This window comes from Leclercia sp. UBA2479 (genome assembly GCF_002341985.1).
GTDB lineage: Bacteria > Pseudomonadota > Gammaproteobacteria > Enterobacterales > Enterobacteriaceae > Enterobacter > Enterobacter pneumoniae.
Map to the genome: position 1 here is coordinate 111,325 of NZ_DDPB01000006.1, position 21,807 is coordinate 133,131.

The 21,807-nt window shown below is 50.6% G+C and carries 20 protein-coding genes and 1 tRNA gene; 7 read left to right on the forward strand and 14 right to left on the reverse strand.

Translation table 11 applies throughout. The annotated features are described in order from the left end of the window. Positions 1–150 precede the first annotated feature (150 nt). Positions 151–1,653 carry a glycine betaine/L-proline transporter ProP gene (gene proP / locus B3B59_RS05435; RefSeq protein WP_046885497.1) on the forward strand — a complete coding sequence of 501 codons (1,503 nt, stop codon included), beginning with the start codon at positions 151–153 and terminating at the stop codon, positions 1,651–1,653. Between the two features lie 30 nt (positions 1,654–1,683). On the opposite strand, the gene B3B59_RS05440 is transcribed toward proP, so the two are convergent. Together B3B59_RS05440 and B3B59_RS05445 are read right to left on the reverse strand one after the other, a co-directional pair. Further along, positions 1,684–2,637: a nickel/cobalt transporter gene (locus B3B59_RS05440; protein WP_286808317.1), complete on the reverse strand. Its 954-nt coding sequence runs from the start codon at positions 2,635–2,637 to the stop codon at positions 1,684–1,686. Positions 2,638–2,827: 190 nt separating this feature from the next. Beyond that, positions 2,828–2,903, reverse strand: a tRNA-Phe gene (locus B3B59_RS05445). Positions 2,904–3,072: 169 nt separating this feature from the next. Here B3B59_RS05445 and B3B59_RS05450 point away from each other — a divergent pair. Together B3B59_RS05450 and B3B59_RS05455 are read left to right on the forward strand one after the other, a co-directional pair. Further along, positions 3,073–3,918 (forward strand): AraC family transcriptional regulator, encoded by an 846-nt coding sequence (locus B3B59_RS05450; protein WP_040077547.1) that lies wholly within the window; start codon positions 3,073–3,075, stop codon positions 3,916–3,918. Positions 3,919–3,953: 35 nt separating this feature from the next. Beyond that, on the forward strand, positions 3,954–4,544 hold the full coding sequence (locus B3B59_RS05455; protein ID WP_040077546.1) for a LysE family translocator: 591 nt from the start codon (positions 3,954–3,956) through the stop codon (positions 4,542–4,544). Here B3B59_RS05455 and B3B59_RS05460 read toward each other — a convergent pair. The 5 genes from B3B59_RS05460 to aspA all read right to left on the reverse strand — a co-directional run bounded on the left by B3B59_RS05460 (position 4,541) and on the right by aspA (position 10,125). Next, on the reverse strand, positions 4,541–5,116 hold the full coding sequence (locus B3B59_RS05460; RefSeq protein WP_040077545.1) for a transcriptional regulator: 576 nt from the start codon (positions 5,114–5,116) through the stop codon (positions 4,541–4,543). The two genes, B3B59_RS05455 and B3B59_RS05460, sit on opposite strands and share 4 nt — an antisense overlap. Positions 5,117–5,162: 46 nt before the next feature. Then, the gene (locus B3B59_RS05465; RefSeq protein WP_286808318.1) at positions 5,163–6,860 is read right to left on the reverse strand and encodes a protein-disulfide reductase DsbD; all 1,698 of its coding nucleotides are present in this window, start codon (positions 6,858–6,860) and stop codon (positions 5,163–5,165) included. Next, positions 6,836–7,159: a divalent cation tolerance protein CutA gene (gene cutA, locus B3B59_RS05470; RefSeq protein ID WP_172657815.1), complete on the reverse strand. Its 324-nt coding sequence runs from the start codon at positions 7,157–7,159 to the stop codon at positions 6,836–6,838. The genes B3B59_RS05465 and cutA overlap by 25 nt, the downstream gene beginning before the upstream one ends. A 113-nt stretch (positions 7,160–7,272) precedes the next feature. Beyond that, the gene (locus B3B59_RS05475) at positions 7,273–8,574 is read right to left on the reverse strand and encodes an anaerobic C4-dicarboxylate transporter (RefSeq protein ID WP_207292846.1); all 1,302 of its coding nucleotides are present in this window, start codon (positions 8,572–8,574) and stop codon (positions 7,273–7,275) included. Positions 8,575–8,688: 114 nt separating this feature from the next. Beyond that, the gene (aspA, locus tag B3B59_RS05480; protein WP_040077541.1) at positions 8,689–10,125 is read right to left on the reverse strand and encodes an aspartate ammonia-lyase; all 1,437 of its coding nucleotides are present in this window, start codon (positions 10,123–10,125) and stop codon (positions 8,689–8,691) included. A gap of 335 nt (positions 10,126–10,460) precedes the next feature. On the opposite strand from aspA, the gene B3B59_RS05485 reads away from it, so the two are divergent. Next, entirely contained in the window at positions 10,461–10,931 is a 471-nt protein-coding gene (locus B3B59_RS05485) for an FxsA family protein (protein WP_040077540.1), read from the forward strand. Positions 10,932–10,961: 30 nt separating this feature from the next. On the opposite strand, the gene yjeH is transcribed toward B3B59_RS05485, so the two are convergent. Next, positions 10,962–12,203 (reverse strand): L-methionine/branched-chain amino acid transporter, encoded by a 1,242-nt coding sequence (gene yjeH / locus B3B59_RS05490; protein ID WP_286808321.1) that lies wholly within the window; start codon positions 12,201–12,203, stop codon positions 10,962–10,964. A 178-nt stretch (positions 12,204–12,381) separates the two neighbouring features. Between yjeH and B3B59_RS05495 the strand changes: the two genes are divergently transcribed. The 3 genes from B3B59_RS05495 (at position 12,382) to B3B59_RS05505 (ending at position 14,846) form a co-directional block, all read left to right on the forward strand. Then, positions 12,382–12,675, forward strand: coding sequence for a co-chaperone GroES (locus tag B3B59_RS05495; protein ID WP_003855929.1), 294 nt, complete (start codon positions 12,382–12,384; stop codon positions 12,673–12,675). A 39-nt stretch (positions 12,676–12,714) separates the two neighbouring features. Beyond that, positions 12,715–14,361, forward strand: a complete 1,647-nt coding sequence (gene groL / locus B3B59_RS05500; protein ID WP_040077537.1) for a chaperonin GroEL — start codon at positions 12,715–12,717, stop codon at positions 14,359–14,361. A 131-nt stretch (positions 14,362–14,492) separates the two neighbouring features. Continuing rightward, positions 14,493–14,846, forward strand: coding sequence for a DUF4156 domain-containing protein (locus tag B3B59_RS05505; RefSeq protein ID WP_040077535.1), 354 nt, complete (start codon positions 14,493–14,495; stop codon positions 14,844–14,846). A gap of 129 nt (positions 14,847–14,975) precedes the next feature. Here the strand turns inward: B3B59_RS05505 and yjeJ are convergent, their stop codons facing one another. The 6 genes from yjeJ to B3B59_RS05535 form a co-directional block, all read right to left on the reverse strand. After that, positions 14,976–15,842, reverse strand: coding sequence for a YjeJ family protein (yjeJ, locus tag B3B59_RS05510; protein ID WP_286808323.1), 867 nt, complete (start codon positions 15,840–15,842; stop codon positions 14,976–14,978). 26 nt (positions 15,843–15,868) lie between these two features. Beyond that, positions 15,869–17,983 (reverse strand): peptidase domain-containing ABC transporter, encoded by a 2,115-nt coding sequence (locus B3B59_RS05515; RefSeq protein ID WP_263616667.1) that lies wholly within the window; start codon positions 17,981–17,983, stop codon positions 15,869–15,871. Further along, positions 17,976–19,262, reverse strand: a complete 1,287-nt coding sequence (locus B3B59_RS05520; RefSeq protein ID WP_286808325.1) for an HlyD family secretion protein — start codon at positions 19,260–19,262, stop codon at positions 17,976–17,978. The genes B3B59_RS05515 and B3B59_RS05520 overlap by 8 nt, the downstream gene beginning before the upstream one ends. A gap of 164 nt (positions 19,263–19,426) precedes the next feature. Further along, positions 19,427–19,789 (reverse strand): hypothetical protein, encoded by a 363-nt coding sequence (locus B3B59_RS05525; protein ID WP_046885490.1) that lies wholly within the window; start codon positions 19,787–19,789, stop codon positions 19,427–19,429. A 161-nt stretch (positions 19,790–19,950) separates the two neighbouring features. Continuing rightward, entirely contained in the window at positions 19,951–20,328 is a 378-nt protein-coding gene (locus tag B3B59_RS05530) for a hypothetical protein (protein WP_046885489.1), read from the reverse strand. 439 nt (positions 20,329–20,767) lie between these two features. Continuing rightward, positions 20,768–21,790, reverse strand: a complete 1,023-nt coding sequence (locus B3B59_RS05535; protein ID WP_286808327.1) for a fimbrial protein — start codon at positions 21,788–21,790, stop codon at positions 20,768–20,770. Positions 21,791–21,807 lie beyond the last annotated feature (17 nt).

The window sequence follows — 21,807 nt, forward strand, 5'->3', positions numbered from 1 at the left end:
TCAACAGGTTCGGTTGTACTGACTTTGAACGTCAGTGTAAGTAAACCTGCTACGCTTGAAAGAGGAGAATGCGCACGATGCGCTTCCCGGGTCCACAAGGTGCTCTTAAAGCACTGTGGTAAGGACAGGGCTTAGTCTACGAGGTTAGCAATGCTTAAAAGGAAAAAGGTTAAACCCATCACCCTGCGTGACGTCACTATCATTGACGACGGTAAATTGCGCAAAGCGATAACCGCGGCTTCGCTCGGTAACGCAATGGAATGGTTCGATTTTGGCGTGTATGGCTTTGTGGCCTACGCGTTAGGTAAAGTGTTCTTCCCCGGCGCCGATCCTAGCCTGCAGATGATTGCAGCGTTAGGTACGTTCTCCGTTCCCTTCTTAATCCGCCCGCTGGGTGGTCTGTTCTTCGGGATGCTTGGCGATAAATATGGTCGCCAGAAAATACTCGCGATTACTATTGTTATCATGTCCGTCAGTACCTTCTGTATTGGCTTGATACCGTCGTACGCCAGTATTGGTATCTGGGCGCCCATCCTGCTGCTGCTGTGTAAGATGGCCCAGGGCTTCTCGGTCGGTGGTGAGTACACCGGCGCGTCAATCTTTGTGGCTGAGTATTCGCCGGACCGTAAGCGTGGTTTTATGGGAAGCTGGCTGGACTTTGGCTCCATCGCAGGCTTTGTGCTGGGTGCGGGTGTGGTGGTCCTGATTTCCACCGTGGTGGGTGAAGCGAACTTCCTGGAGTGGGGCTGGCGTATCCCGTTCTTCCTGGCGCTGCCGCTCGGGGTGATTGGTCTCTATCTGCGTCACGCGCTTGAAGAGACTCCGGCTTTCCAGCAGCATGTCGAAAAGCTGGAGCAGGGCGATCGCGAAGGATTGCAGGAAGGGCCTAAAGTCTCGTTTAAAGAGATTGCCACTAAACACTGGCGTAGCCTGCTGACCTGTATTGGTCTGGTGATCTCCACCAACGTGACCTACTACATGCTGTTGACCTACATGCCGAGCTATCTGTCGCATAACCTGCACTACTCGGAAGATCACGGCGTACTCATTATCATCGCCATCATGGTGGGGATGTTGTTTGTGCAGCCGATTATGGGCCTGCTGAGTGACCGTTTCGGTCGTCGACCGTTCATTATTCTCGGCAGCGTTGCTCTGTTCGCGCTCTCGATTCCGGCCTTTATCCTGATCAACAGTAACGTGCTGGGGCTGATTTTCGCCGGTCTGCTGATGCTGGCGGTGATCCTGAACTGCTTTATTGGCGTGATGGCATCCACTCTGCCGGCGATGTTCCCGACGCATATTCGTTATAGCGCACTGGCGGCAGCGTTTAACATTTCAGTGCTGATTGCCGGCCTGACGCCGACCCTGGCGGCCTCGCTGGTAGAGAGCACGCAGAACCTGATGATGCCTGCCTACTACCTGATGGTGATTGCGGTCATTGGTCTGGCGACCGGTCTGACCATGAAGGAGACGGCGAACCGTCCTCTGAAAGGCGCGACACCGGCGGCATCGGATATTGCGGAAGCGAAAGAGATCCTGCGCGAACATTACGATAACGTCGAGCAGAAGATTGAAGATATTGACGCCGAAATTGAGGCGTTACAGAAAAAACGTTCTCGCCTTGTTGATCAACATCCGAGAATTAATGAGTAATAAAAAACCCGGCGCAAGCCGGGTTTTTTATTAGCAGCCAGCGGCGATAAAGTCGCCGTCCGCGCTGATGGGGATCACCGTTAAAAAGAGCACGACGGCAAACAGAATAAGCACCACGCCTCCGGCTATCCTGGCTGCGGGCGCCAGCCAGCGTAACGACGCAGGGCTATCAAACAGCGCCACGGTGCGCTCACGGGCATAACGTACCGCGAGGGACAGGCCCATAATGGATAACGCGGTACCAAGCGACATGGTCATGACCGCCGCCATTCCCCAACTGACAATCCCCAGCGCATTCGAGAACAGCAAAATCATGATGGCGCCGCTGCAGGGCCGCGCACCAATCGCCAGAATCACACCCAGACGCGTTTTCCAGTCGCCTTGCGTCATCCCGGCCCCTACGCCGTGATGGCCGCATCCGCACTGGTCACTGTGTTCGTGCAGCGGTTTGATGGCAAAGAGGGTCATTTTGCGGGGCAGCAGGCTTTTTAGCGCCTGATAGATGATGAAGGCACCGAATGAACCGATCATCACGGCGCTGATTTTCTCGACGTACCAGCGGCTGGTGCTGAGATCGCCAGACGCCATATTCAGGCCGACGGCGAGGATAAACACAAACAGAATGGCGCTGACACCCTGCATCAGGCTCCCGAGAAACGGCACCACGCGAGATGCCCGCTGGCTCTCGGTATTGGTGCTGAGCCAGGTGGTGACGATAAATTTGCCATGCCCCGGGCCGATAGCGTGCAGCACGCCATAAAAAAAGGCCCCCGTCAGTAGCCATAGCCCGCCGCTGAACTGATGGTTATTCAGTTGCAGCAGATACATCACCAGATAACGATGCAGCGTGATTTGGGTGGCGAGGCACCACTGGATAAAGCCGTTCCAGTGAGTGTGCAGCGTGAAGCCAGCAAAGAGGACTATCAAGGCCAGCAACCCTGCCGTGGGCAATCGCCAGTCGCGCGTTAGACGGTATGTATTCATAAGGAAGCCTGCGGGTGAGTGTGGCTGAATTATAGCAAGCGCAGAATGAGGGGAGGATGGGTATTTCGTGATGGCTTGCCAGGGACTTATGTAGAAAGCGTGGAATCGCGCGCCTGTCGCACCGGTTCCGAAGGGGAGAGTCCGCTTTCAGAAAGCAAAAAACCCGCCATAGGCGGGTTTTTCTAAATAGTGGTGCCCGGACTCGGAATCGAACCAAGGACACGGGGATTTTCAATCCCCTGCTCTACCGACTGAGCTATCCGGGCAACGGGGCGCATTAAACCGCAATCGCGTAACGCCGTCAACCCTATTTCGGGAAAAGCTGTTCAACTGCTTAAGATTACGGCAATCTGGCGGTTTGCGCGTCGCATTTGCACAAATCTTCCAGACAGGCGCGCAAGGCCAGGCAATGCTGGCGGTGAAAGAGGGGGAAGTATGGCGAAAGACTGGCTTGAGCTACGTCAGCATGCAGAAACGGGTATCGAAACGATTAAGGCGCACTTTGAAGGACACGCCTTCGATCCGCACTGGCACGACAGTTATCTGGTGGGGATTACTCTCTCCGGCACGCAGCAGTTTCACTGCCGTCGCGAGCGTTATCATAGCCGTCCGGGCGATGCGTTTCTGCTGGAGCCGGGGGAGATCCACGACGGCGATGCGCCCGTAGAAGGCGGCTTTACCTACCTGACCTTTTATCTGGATGAACGATGGCTGACTAACACCCTGCAGGGGTTGTATGAATCTACGCCTGGCAGCTATTCGCTGCACTTTCCGCAGACGCTGACGCGCGAGCCACATCTGGCGCTCGCCATCGGTGAAACGTTCTCGAGCCTGCATAACGATGAGATGAAAATCGTGCAGCAGAGCAGCATGGATACCCTGCTGGCGCAAATCACCGCCCACTGCCACTGGCGTAAAAAAGTCCCTTCCCAGATACAAAGTGCCGCCATCGCTCACCGGGCAAGAGATTATCTCTTCGCGCATATGGGCGAAAATATTGGTTTAACCGATCTGGCGCGTGAGACAGGCACTGACCGTTTTACTTTGACGCGCAGCTTTAAACGCGAGTTCCACCTGGCCCCACACGCCTGGCTTATCCAGCTGCGTCTGGCGAAAGCGCGTCAGCGTCTGGCACAAGGCGAGCAGCCGGTTGATGTGGCCGCAGCACTGGGCTTTTCCGATCAAAGTCACCTGGGACGCTGGTTCCAGCGAGCCTATCGCATCACGCCTGCCCACTACCGGCGTTTGTGCACAAACCTTCCAGATCTTTCTAAAAAATAGCGGCACAGTCAGAGCTCTATAATAAGGAGCCACCTGTGAATTTGATGCCATTTCTGCTATTTGCTTTCGTCGCCTCGATTACCCCCGGGCCGACTAATATTCTTGTGTTTACGCATAGCCAGCAACATGGCGTTAAATCCACGCTTCCTGCGCTGGTGAGCGCCTGCGCTGCGGCCAGCGCGATTGTCCTGATCTCCGGTGCCGGAGCCGGGGAGATCCTGCGCCAGTCTCCGCTGATACGACAGCTGATGAGCTGGGCCGGGGTGCTCTGGCTAAGCTGGATGAGCTGGCAGTTGTTTCGCGCGCCGGCGACTGATATTTCCGGACGCTCGCCTGTGCGGTTTACCCCGCGAGCGGCTGCGCTGCTGCAGGTGGTGAATCCCAAAACCTGGATGATGGCGCTGGCGGTGGTCACACTTTTTGCCCCGGCCGGGCGGAATGGGTTGCACGATGTGGCGCTCATGGCCTTCTGGTTTTTACTGATTTCTATCGCCTGCCTGATGTGCTGGGCATGGCTGGGAAAGGCGGTGACCCGTCTCTTTCGCACCACCGTTGCGATGGTGCGCTTTCAGCGGCTGATGGCATTGTGCCTGTTTATTTCAGCCTGGGCGGGAATACTGGCTTAAGTGAGCGCCCCGCCTTTGCGGCACTGAGCAAAGTGCAGGATATCCTCTGCCAGGCGTTGTGCGGTATCGACATCGGCCTGGCTACGGTTGACCATCATACGGCTCAGGCACCCCTCCAGCACTAAATCCATCTGCTTTGCGACCATCGCCGGATCGTCCACTTCCAGGGTGGTAAGCAGCTCATGAGTAAAATCATGGGAAGCGCGCTTTTGCTGATCGGCCAACTGATGGATAGGGTGGTCTGGATCCGGGAAGAAGGTACAGGCGGCAATAAACAGACAGCCGGGATAGCGGTGATTACGCACGCACTCAGCGAGCGCGTTATAGCGCGCCAGCAATTTTTGCTCGGCGCTGAGCTCGTCGTTGAGCCGCAATTGCGTGCGCCAGGTATCGACCTGCTGGCTAAGATAGCGCAGCGCATCGTATAGCAACGCCTCTTTATCAGGCCAGAAGCGCATCAGCTCATCCAGCGGATAATCCACCCGTTCGGCGACCATCTCCAGCGTCGTGCTGGCTATTCCCTGGATCTCAAGTAATTGCAGGGTTTCTCCCAAAACATCTTCGCGTTGCATGATTATCTCCTCTGCATACCGTCGAACGTCCCGTCTACAGTGTCGTTTACGGTTGTCGATCGCGCAAATGTGCGCTGAAAGCCGTGGCATCCATAAACCCGGTCACTCTCTGGGCCGCCTGCTCCTCGCCCTCTCCGTTAAAGAACAGAATCGTCGGCAGGCCAAGCACGTTTAATCTCTTCAGCAGGGCCTTATCTTCTGCGTTATTGGCCGTCACGTTTGCCTGAAGCAGAACAGTCCCTTTCAGCGCGTTTTGTACCTGCGGATCGCTAAAGGTGTATTTTTCGAACTCTTTGCAAGCCACGCACCAGTCGGCATAGAGATCGAGCATGACCGGTTTGCCGTTGGCCTGTGCCAGCGCATGTTGCAGCTCATCTACGTTGCGTACTGGCGTGAAGTTAAGATGGGCCTGAGATTGCGTCACGTTGACGCCAAATGCCCAGTCCTGCAGAGGACGTACGCTTACCAGCGCGGCGGCCAGGAGGAGGATTTGCACTACGCGCATCCACGCTTGTTTTGCTGACAAACTGGTAATAAAGGCCCATAAGAAGAAGGCGACGCCGAGCATCGACCAGAGACGTAATCCCCAAGCGTCGCCGACAACGCGCTCCAGCAGGAAAACCGGCAGCGCCAGGATCACAAACCCGAACGCGGTTTTCACCTGCGTCATCCAGGGACCGTTTTTAGGTAATAGTCGGTTGCCGAACAGGGTCACCAGGATCAGCGGCAATCCCATACCCAGCGCGTAGAGATAGAGCGTGCCGCCACCGAGCCACAAATTACCGCTCTGGGCGATATAGAGCAGAATTGCGCTCAGCGGGGCGGTCGTGCAGGGGGAGCAGATGAGCCCGGCGATAGCGCCCATGGCAAAAACGCCTCCCGCTGAGCCGCCCTGCTGGCGATTGCTCATTAATGTTAAGCGGGTTTGCAGGGATGAAGGCAATTGCAGGCTAAAGAGACCAAACATCGACAGCGCCAGCAAAGTAAAGAGCACCGAGAGGCCGATCAGAACGTACGGATGCTGAAGCGCAGCCTGGAACTGCAATCCCGCCGCAGCCACGACCAGACCAAGGGCGGTATACGTCAGGGCCATCCCCTGCACGTAGATAAATGCCAGCAGTAATGCCCGGCCCGTGGAGAGACGTGTTTTACCGCCAAGAACAATGCCCGAAATAAGTGGGTACATCGGCAATACGCAGGGCGTAAAGGCGATGCCAATGCCGATCAGCAGCGCCCACAGCGCGGAGAAGGGCAGCTCGCTTTTCGGCGCGGGGTCAGGCGCATTTGTGGCAGGTGCGGAAGGCGCTAAGGCGGCAGCTTGCACCTCACTCAGCGGCACCACTTTGGTTTCGGGTGGATAACACAAACCGGCATCGGCACAGCCCTGGTAGGTGACGGTGAGAGTCGCCCCTTTCCCGGCCTGGTTAATGGTCACCGGTACGGTGAGCTGTTGCCGGTAGATCTCACTTTTGCCGTAAAATTCATCTTTATGCCACTCCCCTGCGGGCAGCGTTGGCGCACCGATAGTGGCCTGAGCAGGGGTAATGCTGATCTGTTTGCGATAGAGGTAAAACCCCGGCTTCACACTCCAGTTCAGGTTCAGTTCATGTTGGTTTTGCTGAAAATCAAAAACGAACGCCTGGTCGGCAGGAACGAAGTTTGAACGGCCGGGTGCATCAAACAACCCGGCAAAAACTGAGGTGCTGCACAGCAGCAGGATCAGCGTAAGGAAGCGTTGAGCCATGATAGATAATCGTTATCACCGTGGGAGACTGGCAGCACCAGTAACTCCGGGGTCTGGTAAGGGTGGTGAGACTTAAGACAATCGAGGAGCGCCTGCTGGAGTGAGACTCGGGATTTCAGCAGCATCTGCACTTCGTACTCCTGCTCCAGCTTGCCTTCCCAGTAATAGAGCGAGGTGGCGCCAGGCAGAATAGTCACGCAGGCGGCAAGCTTTTCAGCCAGGACTTTAGCGGCCAGATCCTGGGCAGTGGCTTCATCGGGTGCGGTGCAGAGAACAACAACAGCGTCAGACATGTTCACAGGTCGACCTCGTTATCGCGAAAAAAACCACTATAGCATGCCGGGCAGTGAAGAATTGATGAATCGGGCCGCTAAGCGGCCCGACTTTAATGATTTTTACAGCGAAAAGCCTTTTACAACAGCATGCCGCCGAAGATGAAACCGAGGATGACGCAGAGGGAAATCGCCACCACACCCGGGATGAGGAAGGCATGGTTAAATACATATTTACCGATACGTGTAGAGCCTGTGTCATCCATCTCTACCGCCGCCAGCAGGGTGGGATAGGTCGGGAGGACGAACAGCGCAGACACCGCGGCGAAAGAGGCGATAGCGGTCAGCGGAGTAACGCCCAGCATCAGCGCTGCGGGCATCAGGGCTTTGGTGGTTGCCGCCTGGGAGTAAAGCAGTGTGGCGGCGAAGAACAGAACGACCGCCAGCAGCCATGGATAGCTATGTAACAGATCGCCCGCTACGGTCTGGATATCACTGATGTGTGCTTTGACAAAGGTGTCACCCAGCCAGGCCACGCCCAGTACGCATACGCAGGCGCTCATCCCGGATTTGAAGGTGCTGGCATTGAGCACTTCGCTGGTATCGATTTTACAGGTAATGCTGATAAGCGTGGCGATGGTCAGCATAAAGACTACAATCGCTTCGTTACGTGGCAGTACCGGATTCTCAATCAGACCTACGGTGTCGCTGATGGCGGTAGCGTAGAACATCACCGCCACGATCCCGATCAGGAACAGCAGTACGGAACGTTTAGCGTGCGGCTTCAGTTCGAAGACCTGGCTCCCGCGCAGTTTGACTTCCCCCTTCGCCAGGCGCTCCTGGTAAACCGGATCGTCTTTCAGTTCGGCGCCGAGGAAGTTACAGAGGACGGCGGTGATCATCACGGCGATCAGCGTCACCGGAATACAGATCGCCAGCAGGGTGAGATAGCTGACGCCCATCGGTTCAAGGATACCCGCGAAGAAGACCACCGCAGCGGAGATGGGTGATGCGGTGATCGCAATCTGAGACGCCACCACAGCAATAGAGAGCGGGCGAGACGGACGAATCCCTTGCTCTTTTGCCACTTCGGTAATAACGGGCAGGGTGGAAAAAGCGGTATGGCCCGTGCCGGCGAGAATGGTCATAAACCAGGTGACCAGCGGTGCCAGGAAGGTAATGTATTTTGGATGGCGGCGCAGCATACGCTCGGCGAGGCTTACCAGGTAGTCCATCCCACCGGCCACCTGCATGGCAGCAATGGCGGCGATAACGGCCATGATGATTTCGATGACGTCAAAGGGAATTGCGCCGGGTTTGATTTGAAAAATGAGGGTAAGAACAAGGACGCCGAGCCCACCGGCGAAACCGATACCGATCCCTCCAAGCCTTGCGCCAAGGTATATCGCCAACAGCACGATGACGAGTTCTGCTCCAAACATAGGTGCCTTCCTTGTTTATTAACAAGTTGATATTGAATTGTTGTGGTTTGGTAAACCCCAAAAAGAAAAAAGGCACGTCAATTGACGTGCCTTCATGAATTTTAACCTGAACTGTTATTGTTCACTTTCATCAGTATATCTTTTCGCTTTGTAGGCCGGGTGCATTAAGTTTTGCGCCGAGAAGATATCATCCAGTTCGGCTTCTGTCAGCAAGCCACGCTCAAGTACGACCTCTCGCACGCTCTTACCTGTTTCAGCACAAATCTTACCGACGATATCGCCGTTATGGTGGCCAATGAACGGGTTGAGGTAGGTCACGATGCCGATGGAGTTATAGACGTAGCTTTCACATACCGCTTTGTTGGCGGTAATGCCGTTAATGCATTTTTCCAGCAGGTTATAACAGGCGTTGGTCAGAATATGAATGGACTCAAACATCGCCTGGCCAATGACCGGCTCCATTACGTTCAGCTGCAACTGACCTGCTTCAGAGGCCATGGTAACGGTGATGTCATTACCGATCACTTTGAAGCAGACCTGGTTAACCACCTCTGGCACCACCGGGTTCACTTTAGCCGGCATGATAGAGGAGCCAGCCTGCAACTCTGGCAGGTTGATCTCATTCAGGCCAGCACGCGGGCCGGAAGAGAGCAGGCGCAGGTCATTACAAATTTTAGACAGCTTAACGGCCAGACGCTTCAGGGCGCTATGCACCATGACGTAAGCGCCGCAGTCGGAGGTGGCTTCAATCAGATCTTCTGCCGGGCTGACCGCCAGGTTGGAGACTTCTGCCAGCTTCTGTACTGCCAGCTGCTGGTAGCCATCCGGCGTATTCAGGCGTGTACCGATAGCGGTGGCGCCCAGGTTCACTTCCAGCAGCAGCTCGGAAGTGCGCATCAGGTTTTTGGTCTCTTCGTTCAGCAGCACGTTAAATGCGTGGAATTCCTGTCCGAGGGTCATTGGCACCGCGTCTTGCAGCTGGGTGCGACCCATTTTCAGAATGTCCTGGAACTCGACCGCTTTGTTCTGGAAACCTTCGCCCAGTTGATTAATGGCATCCACCAGTTTCACCACAGAGGCGTAGACCGCAATACGGAAGCCGGTAGGGTAGGCATCGTTGGTGGACTGGCATTTGTTAACGTGGTCGTTCGGATTCAGGTACTGGTACTCACCTTTCTGGTGACCCATCAGCTCCAGGCCGATGTTGGCCAGTACCTCGTTAGTATTCATATTGACGGAAGTGCCCGCGCCGCCCTGATAGACGTCCACCGGGAATTGGTCCATGCACTTGCCGTTGTTCAGCACCTCATCGCAGGCGGCGATGATCGCGTTTGCAACGCTTTTGGGAATGGTTTGCAGCTCTTTATTTGCCAGCGCTGCCGCTTTCTTCACCATTACCATGCCGCGTACAAACTCAGGGATATCACTGATTTTGCTGTTGCTGATGTAGAAGTTTTCAATCGCTCTCAGAGTATGAATACCGTAATAGGCATCCGCTGGAACTTCCCTGGTACCCAACAAATCTTCTTCGATACGAATGTTGTTTAACATGTGAACCTTCTTTTCAAGCTGCCGATTGATTGCACTAAACACACAGTATATCTGTGGTTATGTCTATTTACTGACCGACGATTATCCCAATGAGCGACCAGATATCCGAGATCATATGCTGATGATAGCGAAATGCCGTAATCTGGATCACTTATTATCGACCCTGTTGCATGATAATTATCAATTTGTGAAATGAGTCACCGCTTTAATGTTTCCAAAAAAAATATCCGTGCAAACCGATTGAATTTTGGCTAACCGCCCTCATTTCGAACAGACGCGAATCGCGAAAATGTTCAGACAGGGGCCACAGGGCCTCTGCCACACAGGAGAAGCCAGTGCGCTGGATACCGTTAGTTGCTATTTTTCTCTATGTTTATATTGAGATTTCGATTTTTATTCAGGTCGCCCACGTCTTTGGCGTCCTGCTGACCCTGATTCTCGTCATCTTTACGTCGGTGATTGGGATGTCTCTGGTACGGAACCAGGGTTTCAAAAATTTCCTGTTAATGCAGCAAAAGATGGCCGCAGGCGAGAGTCCGGCGGCAGAAATGATCAAAAGCGTCTCGCTCATTATTGCGGGCCTGCTGCTGTTACTGCCCGGATTTTTCACCGATTTCCTGGGGCTGCTATTGCTGCTGCCGCCGGTGCAAAAACATCTGACCATGAAGCTGATGCCGCACCTGCGCTTCAATCGTATGCCGGGTGGTGGCTTTAGCGCGGGGACGGGCGGGGGCGAAACCTTTGACGGTGAGTATCATCGCAAGGACGATGAGCGCGATCGTCTTGACCATAAAGACGACCGCTAAGAAAAGCGCCCGGCATTGCCGGGCGTTTTTTTATGCTGGGCGGCCGCGCACGGGTAAAAAGCACCACAGCCCCGCCAGCATGACAATGGCATACAAACTCTTCCAGCCCACCATCGCCAGCAACAACAGACAGAGCACGCCACCCACTACCGCCAACGCTTTATAACGTCCTTTCAGCAGCCGCGCGCCTGCCAGCATACAGAGCAGGTAGATCATAATGAAGATACCGTTGGCATAGACGATAAGGGCATCCAGATTAATGTTAAGCCAGTAGATGCCCAGCGTACTCAGCACACAGCAGCCCAGTACGGCATTGAGGGCATTCAGCGGTAGCTGACGCTGAGAAAGTTTTGCCAGCGGGCTGGTGGGTTTGTAGAGCGCCTGTGACCAGACCAGACGCGCGAAACTCTGGATGTAGATATTTAGACTGGCAAAGCAGGCCAGATAGCCAATCACGCAGGCGACCCACAACGCTTTTGTGCCAAACAACTGCACCACAATTCCGGGGAGCGACGCCGCCGCCGCTTTATCTTCCCCAAAGGCGTTGAAGTGCAACACCAGCACCGTACAGGCCCAGTAGACCGTGCCGGCCAACAGCAGGCCGATCATCAGTGCGCGCGGGAAATCTCGCTCGGGCTGTTTAAACTCTGACGCCAGGTGCGCAAAGGCTTCCAGCCCGACAAAACACCAGAACATCACCGACAATGCGGCAAACAGCGGGGGGAATTCCACTTCGCCGATCGATGGGAAGGGGATTTCGTGCAGCTGGATATTGCCCGCCCACCAGATAGCGACAATCAACGCCACAATAAGCAGCGCAATCAACGTTTGTAAGTTAGCGCTGGAGCTGGTACCCCGTGAACCCACCCACCAGACAATCGCCAGCGTCCCCAGCTCGGCAAACAGCAACTGCTCATCGTGCCAGCCAAAGAGCGCCTGACCGAAACCAGCGGCAATGTGCAACGCAGCGGGCAGACCTACCGGAATCACGGATAAGAATAGCCACCCCGTTACCCGTTCAAGACGAGGGCCAAACGCCATGCCGACAAAATGCGCTACGCCGCCGGCGCTGGGAAAGTGACGACCCAGAATCGCAAAGACAATCGCCACCGGGAACACCAGCACGATTAAGAGCGGCCACGCCCACAGGCTATTATCGCCTGCAACCAGCGCCGCAAGAGCGGGTACGGCAAAGACGCCTGTTCCTAATAAAGAGGTCGAGAGCAAGCCGACGCCTTGCGCCAGGCCCAACTCCTGTTTGAGTCCACTCATCTACTTCGTCCTGCCACCATCAAAAGAGAGGCGATGGTAACACTTTCGCAAATTTTTTTTCGACTCCCCCTTGAAGGGGGAAAAACCTATCCCCATCTCTCAGGGCACTAGCCGGAAAACCGGATACGGGCCGGCGTCATCCATAACTGATAAAGACTTTCTCAAAGGAGAGCTATCAATGAGTATTCGTCCGTTACATGATCGTGTGATCGTCAAACGTAAAGAAGTTGAAACCAAGTCTGCAGGCGGCATCGTTCTGACCGGTTCTGCAGCAGCAAAATCAACGCGTGGCGAAATCATCGCTGTCGGTAAGGGCCGCATCCTGGAAAACGGAACTGTGCAGCCACTGGACGTTAAAGTTGGTGACATCGTCATTTTCAACGATGGCTACGGCGTGAAATCCGAGAAGATCGACAATGAAGAAGTGTTGATCATGTCCGAAAGCGACATTCTGGCAATTGTTGAAGCGTAATTTACGCACGAAACTGTACGAATTTGAGGAAATAAGAACATGGCAGCTAAAGACGTAAAATTCGGTAACGACGCTCGTGTTAAAATGCTCCGCGGCGTGAACGTACTGGCAGATGCAGTTAAAGTCACTCTGGGCCCGAAAGGTCGTAACGTAGTGCTGGATAAATCCTTCGGCGCGCCAACCATCACTAAAGATGGTGTTTCTGTTGCACGTGAAATCGAGCTGGAAGACAAGTTCGAAAACATGGGCGCGCAGATGGTGAAAGAAGTTGCCTCTAAAGCGAACGACGCTGCAGGCGACGGTACCACCACCGCGACCGTACTGGCGCAGGCTATCATCACTGAAGGTCTGAAAGCCGTAGCTGCGGGTATGAACCCAATGGATCTGAAACGTGGTATCGACAAAGCTGTCGCTTCCGCTGTTGAAGAACTGAAAGCGCTCTCCGTACCGTGCTCTGACTCTAAAGCGATTGCTCAGGTTGGCACCATCTCCGCTAACTCCGACGAAACCGTAGGTAAGCTGATCGCAGAAGCGATGGACAAAGTCGGTAAAGAAGGCGTTATCACCGTTGAAGACGGTACCGGTCTGGAAGACGAACTGGACGTGGTTGAAGGTATGCAGTTCGACCGCGGTTACCTGTCCCCATACTTCATCAACAAGCCAGAAACTGGCGCTGTTGAACTGGAAAGCCCGTTCATTCTGCTGGCTGACAAGAAAATCTCCAACATCCGCGAAATGCTGCCAGTGCTGGAAGCCGTTGCGAAAGCCGGCAAGCCGCTGCTTATCATTGCTGAAGACGTTGAAGGCGAAGCGCTGGCGACCCTGGTGGTTAACACCATGCGTGGCATCGTGAAAGTGGCTGCGGTTAAAGCACCTGGCTTCGGCGATCGCCGTAAAGCGATGCTGCAGGATATCGCTACCCTGACCGGCGGTACCGTTATCTCTGAAGAGATCGGTATGGAGCTGGAAAAAGCGACCCTGGAAGATCTGGGTCAGGCTAAACGTGTTGTGATCAACAAAGACACCACCACCATCATTGATGGCGTGGGTGAAGAAGCTGCGATTCAGGGCCGTGTTGGTCAGATCCGTAAGCAGATCGAAGAAGCGACTTCTGATTACGACCGTGAAAAACTGCAGGAGCGCGTAGCGAAACTGGCAGGCGGCGTTGCAGTAATCAAAGTGGGTGCTGCGACCGAAGTTGAAATGAAAGAGAAAAAAGCACGTGTTGATGATGCTCTGCATGCAACCCGCGCTGCAGTAGAAGAAGGCGTTGTTGCTGGTGGTGGTGTAGCGCTGGTGCGCGTTGCCGCTAAACTGGCTAACCTGACTGCTCAGAACGAAGATCAGAACGTGGGTATCAAAGTTGCGCTGCGCGCAATGGAAGCACCTCTGCGTCAGATCGTGTCTAACGCCGGTGAAGAACCGTCTGTTGTGACTAACAACGTGAAAGCGGGCGAAGGTAACTACGGTTACAACGCAGCTACTGAAGAATACGGCAACATGATCGACTTCGGTATTCTGGACCCAACCAAAGTGACCCGTTCTGCTCTGCAGTACGCGGCCTCTGTTGCTGGCCTGATGATCACCACCGAGTGCATGGTGACTGACCTGCCGAAAAGCGACGCGCCTGACTTAGGTGCTGCTGGCGGTATGGGCGGCATGGGTGGTATGGGCGGCATGATGTAATTGCCCTGCACCTCGCAGAAATGAAGAAACCCCCAGTCAGAAATGGCTGGGGGTTTTTCTTTTGGTCATCTTTTTAGTATAAGGTTTACACAGGGCAACGGTTGTCCATCTTATTAAAATCGAGGAATAACATGCGCGTAAAAGTCTGTGCAGGGATCGTAGGGGCAGCGTTGCTGCTGGCGGGTTGCAGTTCCGGTAATGAGTTATCTGCGGGTGGGCAGAATGTCCGCTTCGTAGAAGATAAACCCGGGAGTGAATGTCAGCTGTTGGGCACGGCCAATGGCAAACAGAGCAACTGGCTTTCTGGGCAGCACGGGGAAGAGGGCGGCTCAATGCGCGGTGCGGCGAATGCGCTGCGTAACCAGGCAGCTGCAATGGGCGGTAACGTGATTTATGGCGTGAGCAGCCCGACGCAGGGGATGTTATCAAGCTTTGTCCCGACGGCCAGTGAGATGAACGGCCAGGTGTATAAGTGCCCGAACTGATATTATCGGAGCAAAAGCATTAATATCTTGTCTGGACGCTCTGGTTCGCCCTCTCATAAATGAGAGGGAAACCTGAGCAAACGGAGGGAAAGATTACCGTTTTCTACATCCTTGTAGACGCTCAAATTCTTATGCGTTGAGCATCGCCGTCTTCACTTCCACACAGAAATCATGCAGCGGCTGCATGCACTCCTCCATGGTAAGAAGCTGGTTTGGTTCTGACGGAATGATTTTGGCAAAAGTCTGGCATATCGGATGCTGTTCCTGAAGGGCTTTCACGCCAGGCGACATCACCGCAACCCGGTGAAGAATACTCTGCAATTGCTCCGTATTAGGTTCGGCCTCTGTTTTAAGGATGGTACCCGCCAATATTTTTTTGCCCTCTTCATGTTCAAAGCAAAACAGAACGGCAATATAGTGCGTGAACAAATCTAGCTTCCATTTCTCATGTTCAACTTTTCGGAAGTTAAGATTAGTCATATCTGACAGATCAACAAAATACAGCATGACAAAATCAAGCAATGAAGTAACCAGTTGTATGGTTTGCTTGTCATTTGTTGTATTGAGCGATTGTTGAATAGCGAAGACGATAAACTCAATTTGAGTATCATCTATTTCAATACACTCGATTTGTTCATTTTGCAACATAGCGACGAGCTCGAATTTTTCATCTTTCTGCTTCGGCGCCATAGACATAACGACTTTAGAAATGTCCGGGTTATTGACTTCCATGACATCAATATTGGGGACGTTAGCCATCAAACTGTCTCTTTCAGCGATAAGCTTTTCTTTATAACTTTCCCCACGCTCAGCGAGGCGCTGCGATACTTTTGCTATACGAAAGCGTAGGATCAAAAGTAAATCGATCAACTGATTCAACTGGAAAAAGAAGGTATGTTCAACATTATCGATATCTCTGATTTTGAACGCCATGAGGGCAAAGCGTTCATTGCTTTTAATCGATCCTGTATTAATCCCTTTTACTTTTATCGTCATAGGTTGTTCCTTACCTGTGAATAGGTTTAATGTTTAGCCAGTTTACTTAAATCAATTACGCGGTCTGCTGATGCAATCGTCGATGGACGGTGGGCAACAATAACGCGGGTAATACTTAACGATGAAATAGACTGGTTAATGTTAGCTTCGTTGTTTAAATCCAGATGGCTGGTTGCTTCATCCATAAACAGAATGCCTGGTTTCCGGTATAAGGCACGAGCAATAAGCAAACGTTGTTTTTGCCCGCCTGACAAGCCTGTCCCTAATTCACCAACCAGCGTTTCATATCCCATAGGCATGTTAATAATCTCATCATGAATATTACAATGGCGTGCACATTCAATAATGAAATCCATATCGGCATTATCTTCAAAACAGCTTATGTTTTCAGCGATGGAACCCGAAAACAGACGGTCCTCTTGAAGAACACAAGCCGTGCTGAGGCGATAATTATTTAAACCAATCTTCTCAATACTTAAATTGTTGGCCTTCACATCGCCGCTGGTAGGCGAAAGTAACCCGCACATCACTTTGAGTAATGTGGTTTTGCCCACACCTGACGGGCCAACCAACGCCAGCGATTCCCCTGGCTCGATGGTAATGTCGAGATTCGAGAATATAGGCTGTGAAAAGGGATCGTATTGATAGCTAAGGTTTTTGATCTCCAGCTTAATGCCTTCGTTTTCTGCAAAGACCCGACGAACCGGCATTTCAGCTTCTGGCTCGCTAAATGCAATTTCAGAAAGCCTTTCATTATGTAAGGAAAGCATGCGTAACTGCATGACCAGGTCGATCAAACTGGATGCGCGCTGCGAGAACTGACCGCGATAAGCATTAAAGGCCATAAACATACCCAGCGACATATTATTATCGATAACCATAAGTGCGCCAAGCCAAAGGATAACCACTTGATCAATTGACGAAATAAAAGTGTTTATTCCACCAAATAGCATGTCAAAACGCGTCTGTTTGATACCAGCGTTACAGGCATCGATATTCAAATTCAACCAGTTCTGTGAGCGACGCTCTTTTATATTGAGGGCTTTAATGGTTGCGATACCATACAAGGACTCCATAAAGTGCGAGTTTGCTCTGGCTCCTTTAATCACCTGTTCTTCCGATACGCGGCGATAGAAGCGATAAGTGGCTAAACGGATGATGGCATAGCACACTGTAAAACCGACAACTACCCAGACTAACCAGCCACCGTAAAGGGTGAGCATAACCAGGAGCCCGATAGTCATAATCGAATCGATGACGCCGGTGACGATACTATTCGTAAAGGTTGAACGAATAGTGTCTAACGAACCAAAGCGCGACTGAATATCACCAAGCTGCCGTTTCTCAAAGAACGCCAGCGGCAGACGGACAAGATGATCAAATAACGTTGTTTTCCACTGAATACTTGTCAGCGTATTCAAGGTTAATGATGTCCAGCCACGTAACATGCTCAGGAAGGTACGGAACAGTGTAAAGGTCACCAGACCGATACAGATGACTGCCAGCAGACTTTGATCGTGAGCCATGATCACATGGTCCGTAACCATCTGCGTACCAATTGGCAAAAGCAGACCTATCGCTTCGATGACGACAGAGAAGGCGAAGAGTTTAATAAGCGTACTCTTAAGTCCGACAATATTACGCATTAAATCTAATAAGCGTAAACGGGACTTTGCTTTCTCCTGCTGGAAGTTTTGATCAGGCCATAACTCCATGGCAATGCCCGTGAAGTTATTAGACATCTCCTGGATGCCAATAATACGTTTGCCAAGAGCGGGGTCATGCACCACAAAGCTTGATTTACGTACTTTAGTCAGTACCACGTAGTGATTCATTCCCCAGTGAATCACGCATGGCAATTTCAACTGATGAATTTCATCAAGATCCAGAGATAATGCACGGTTCTTTAAGCCAGCACGATCGGCTGTGTGAGATAATGACAACAGACTCACACCCTGGGAGGGGCTACCAAAACGCTCACGGAAATTGAACAAGTCAATATTCAGGCCGTAGTAGCCTGAAATCATTGCTAAGCAAGCGATTCCGCACTCTGAAACCTCGGACTGCAAAATGACAGGGGTGCTTTTTCTGAACGAAAAATTCAGTTTGGATATAATATTTTCAAATAACGCTTTATTCATTGATCGGACCACTCACGCTTTGTGCAATTTTATAAACTGGGGTAAACATCCACATGTACAGTGGTCTTTCTTCAAGAAAAACAATCGCCTGGGCCTTAAGCCCATTAGAAAGTTCAAGGGTTTTGCCGTTGTAACTGATTTTCTTATCTTTGATTGCAACAACTGTTTTATAGAGCGCGAGTTCTTGTTGATTAGGGCCAGATGCAGTGTTCGTATATTCAGCCATTTCCTGTCGCGATGCCGGAACGGAGGATATAGAGACAATTTTTCCCGGGAACTGGCCAAATTTGTCCGAAGGGAAAGCATCATAACGAATATTTACAGTATCCCCGGTTTTGACATAGGGAATGCTGTTATTAGGCAGCCACAAAATTAAGTAATACTCAACGTTGTCCGTTGGTTTTATTTGAGCAAGGCTGCTTCCTTTATCAACCATCTGGCCCGTGGTGACGGATATTGATTCTATCTTGCCGTCCGTAGTGGCTTTAACAACCAGATTTCCGTTTGCATTAGATTCCAGTCGTTGGTTTTTGTAATCATTAATTTGGTTCTTTTGACTAGATATTTGGTTATCAAAATCTGAACCTTTAGTCACAATATCGCTTTTAAGCTGAGTTAATTGCGATTCAAGCTGCATTTTTTGGCTGACCAGCGATTGATAAGTACTCTGCTGTTGAAAGAATAATGAGTGCTGGTAGTTATACTGATCTTTAGTGATCAACCCTTGCTTAAGATATTGATCGTAACTCTGCAGGTTTTCTTTCATTTTCCGCAGGCCACTCGAGGCATTGCGCAACATTTCGTTAGTCTCTTTTAACGAAAATTCATACTGATGCAGCTGGGTGTTTAATGCCTCTAATGTTTCATTCTTGTTAGATGCAATTTTGGCGATAATCTCTTCGCCATTACTAATTTTCTCAGTAATGACTGCCGTCATGGAATCGTTAACGTTGCCGCTTGCGGTGGAGCGAGAGACATCCAGTTCATACAGTGGTGTTCCTTTAGTCACTATATCGCCTGGCTCCACGTATTTGTTAACAACAAAACCTTGCTGGGGAGAGAAGACGTTTACCGAATGAGGCAATGTAATGACCTCGCCGCGCACATCGATACGCTGCGTATAGCTACAGAAAATCAACGAAAAGATAAGCATGCAAAAAAAACACAGCGAAAGTATGCTTATTAACCATGCTGGCATGCCTGCTAATAAAAGTGCTTTCCCTTTCCAGTGATTCTTTTTGTATTCAATCGCTTCCTTGCGATAAAGTTTATTAGTCATGTTCAATCACTTTTATTTTATAGTGTTTAAAATCGTTAATAAAAAGAATGATTCTTTATCAGTAAAATTGAAATTATAATTCCTATGGGCGTGAATTTTAAAAAGAGAATGGAGAGCACATCGACAAGTGATATCGATGTGCTCTCCACGATCAATAAGAAAAATTAGTTTTTGAAGCCGCCGCCAGTACCAAATACTACGCTGTCAAAGAAGATGCGGGTGCGATCGTCAATGGCAGCAGTACCTTCATAGGCACCAATCACGGCACCCCATACGCCGCCCTGAACTGAAGCCCAGATGGAACCAGTCCAGGCCATCACTGAACCAACACCCAGCATACCGCCGCCAGTGCTGTTACCAGTCGTAGCGCCCTGTAATGCGCCCTGAGCTGATAGAACGACCGCGCCGTAAATACCACCCACTACGGCGTCAACAAGCGCGACACCAAAACTTTGTTCACCATTCAGGAAACTCAGAATGCCGGCACCTGAAATTTCATTCATTTCAATTGAAGTTAATTCTTTCATTTTTAATTCCTGTTTTAATATTGCTGTATTCGTTATTAACTAATGAATGAGGACTGACTTAATCCTGCAATCATTAAACTTCAAAAGTAAGCATCCTTTAAGAATGCCTGAGGAGACGCTAAGCGTATAAAATAATAACTACACTTATCGTAGACGTATTATTACTTAAACCACTGAATAGGTTTGTAACCACCGATGGTGCCATCAGACATGCCGTCTAGCACCTGATTAGAGATTACCTGAGCCTCTGCAACGCCATTGTAAGCGCCATAACAAACACCAAGAATACCGCCGTGGATGGCACCCCAGATTGAACCTACAGCCATAGTAATAACGCCTACCCCAATCAGACCGCCACCCGCACCGCTTGCAGTTGTAGCGCCCTGCAGACCACCCGCTGATGAACAAACGATAGCGGAAAGCAGGCCACCCAGAACACCGTCGACGACTGCGGCACCAAAACCTTGTGTACCATTAATAAAAGATTTGAGAGCCGCTCCTGACACATTCGCCATTTCAATCGAAGTTAATTCTTTCATTGTATTTCCTTATATAATGATGATTTAAATTTGTATGTAATTAATCTAAACGAGTGCTTTACAGACAAAAGCATGTCAGGAATCGGTGCCCTGACATTCTTTCGCAATAAGGTAAAACGATAAAATATCAATGCCAATACTTTTATTATACTTTGATGTTGAATTTTGATTGGTTAATCTAAAAAAGAAACATACTTCACTTATGAAGTTAATCGTGAACTCTGTCTCATTTTAAAATATCCAACTGATAAAAAAGACTTTTCTAAGTTGCTTTTTTAGTGTTTCCCTGGTTCGGTATGGCGCTTTGGCTGGGTGTTAATGGCCATTATTTATTGATGTCTTTTCAGAGCGGACCGCAGAACTATAAAAAAATCATCAGCCGATGGTTAGGCTGATGATGAAAAATTAACAGGACTACTTAATTTACTGAAATAGAGAGTTATTTTTCTTGCAGTATGACTTCAAATTGTCCCTTAACAGCCCCTGAGGTGACATCATTTGACATTAAATAGTAGTCTGTTGTGAGATTTAACGATTGGTTATTTTTAATGTTAGAAATTTTATATTTATTAAGATCATAGAATGTGATTGGTTTGTTTTCCTGTTTTATGATGAGACCAACCCCTCTTACCCCGTTCGAAATATCGTTCAGCAAAACACCATCTTTAGTGGGTGAGTTTTCGCTAATTGGGTTGAACCAATAGAGATAATTTTTCCCAACCTCAGTTGAAGGGCAGTCAATATCGAGCCTGATATTTTTTTGCTTCCCTGTATCTCCCCCCTGAGGTGTTGCTTTCAACTGTGCCGCAGTGATCTTATCAAGGATCACCGTATTTCCATTACGTGGTGTAATGTTGCAACTGGTTTGCTTAAATTTAATAGTAGATAAGTTAATACCAATCCTGAAGAGCTGCCCTTTGTTCTGAGCACCCGTACCCGCGGTATCCGTAGCATTTCCGGCCAAATAATAAACTGTAATCATGCCGCTTAAAGTTTGTGGTGTAATTGGGCCTGTTTTGACCAGCCAGACGGTCACTTGTTCTGGAATATAGGACTTAGAAAAGTAGCGTGTGTCAGCGGGTACAGGTGAGTTGAACTCTGCAGCAATAGGTCGTATTTTCGTACCGGTAGTAATGTCCGTTATTTGGTACCCTATGCCGGGTATACCCGTATTATAAACAGGCATACCCTGAACACCTTTTATCCCGGAATCGACATCTTTGGTGGAATGTATAACATATACATCACCAGGACCGCAGTTTGAAAATGTTTTGACATCCGTTACGTTACCACCACGAGTTGCGGCCGCTAATATTGCTCCGTTGGGCTGGCTTGAATCAGATAATATTTTTACATTGGTAAAGGATACGTTAATACCGCCACCAGTACCGCTGTAACTACATTCAGCCGCTACGTGCAAGCTTGTGGTAAATAAACTTATTAGTAAGAATAATTTTTTCATGGTGTTAACGATCCTTA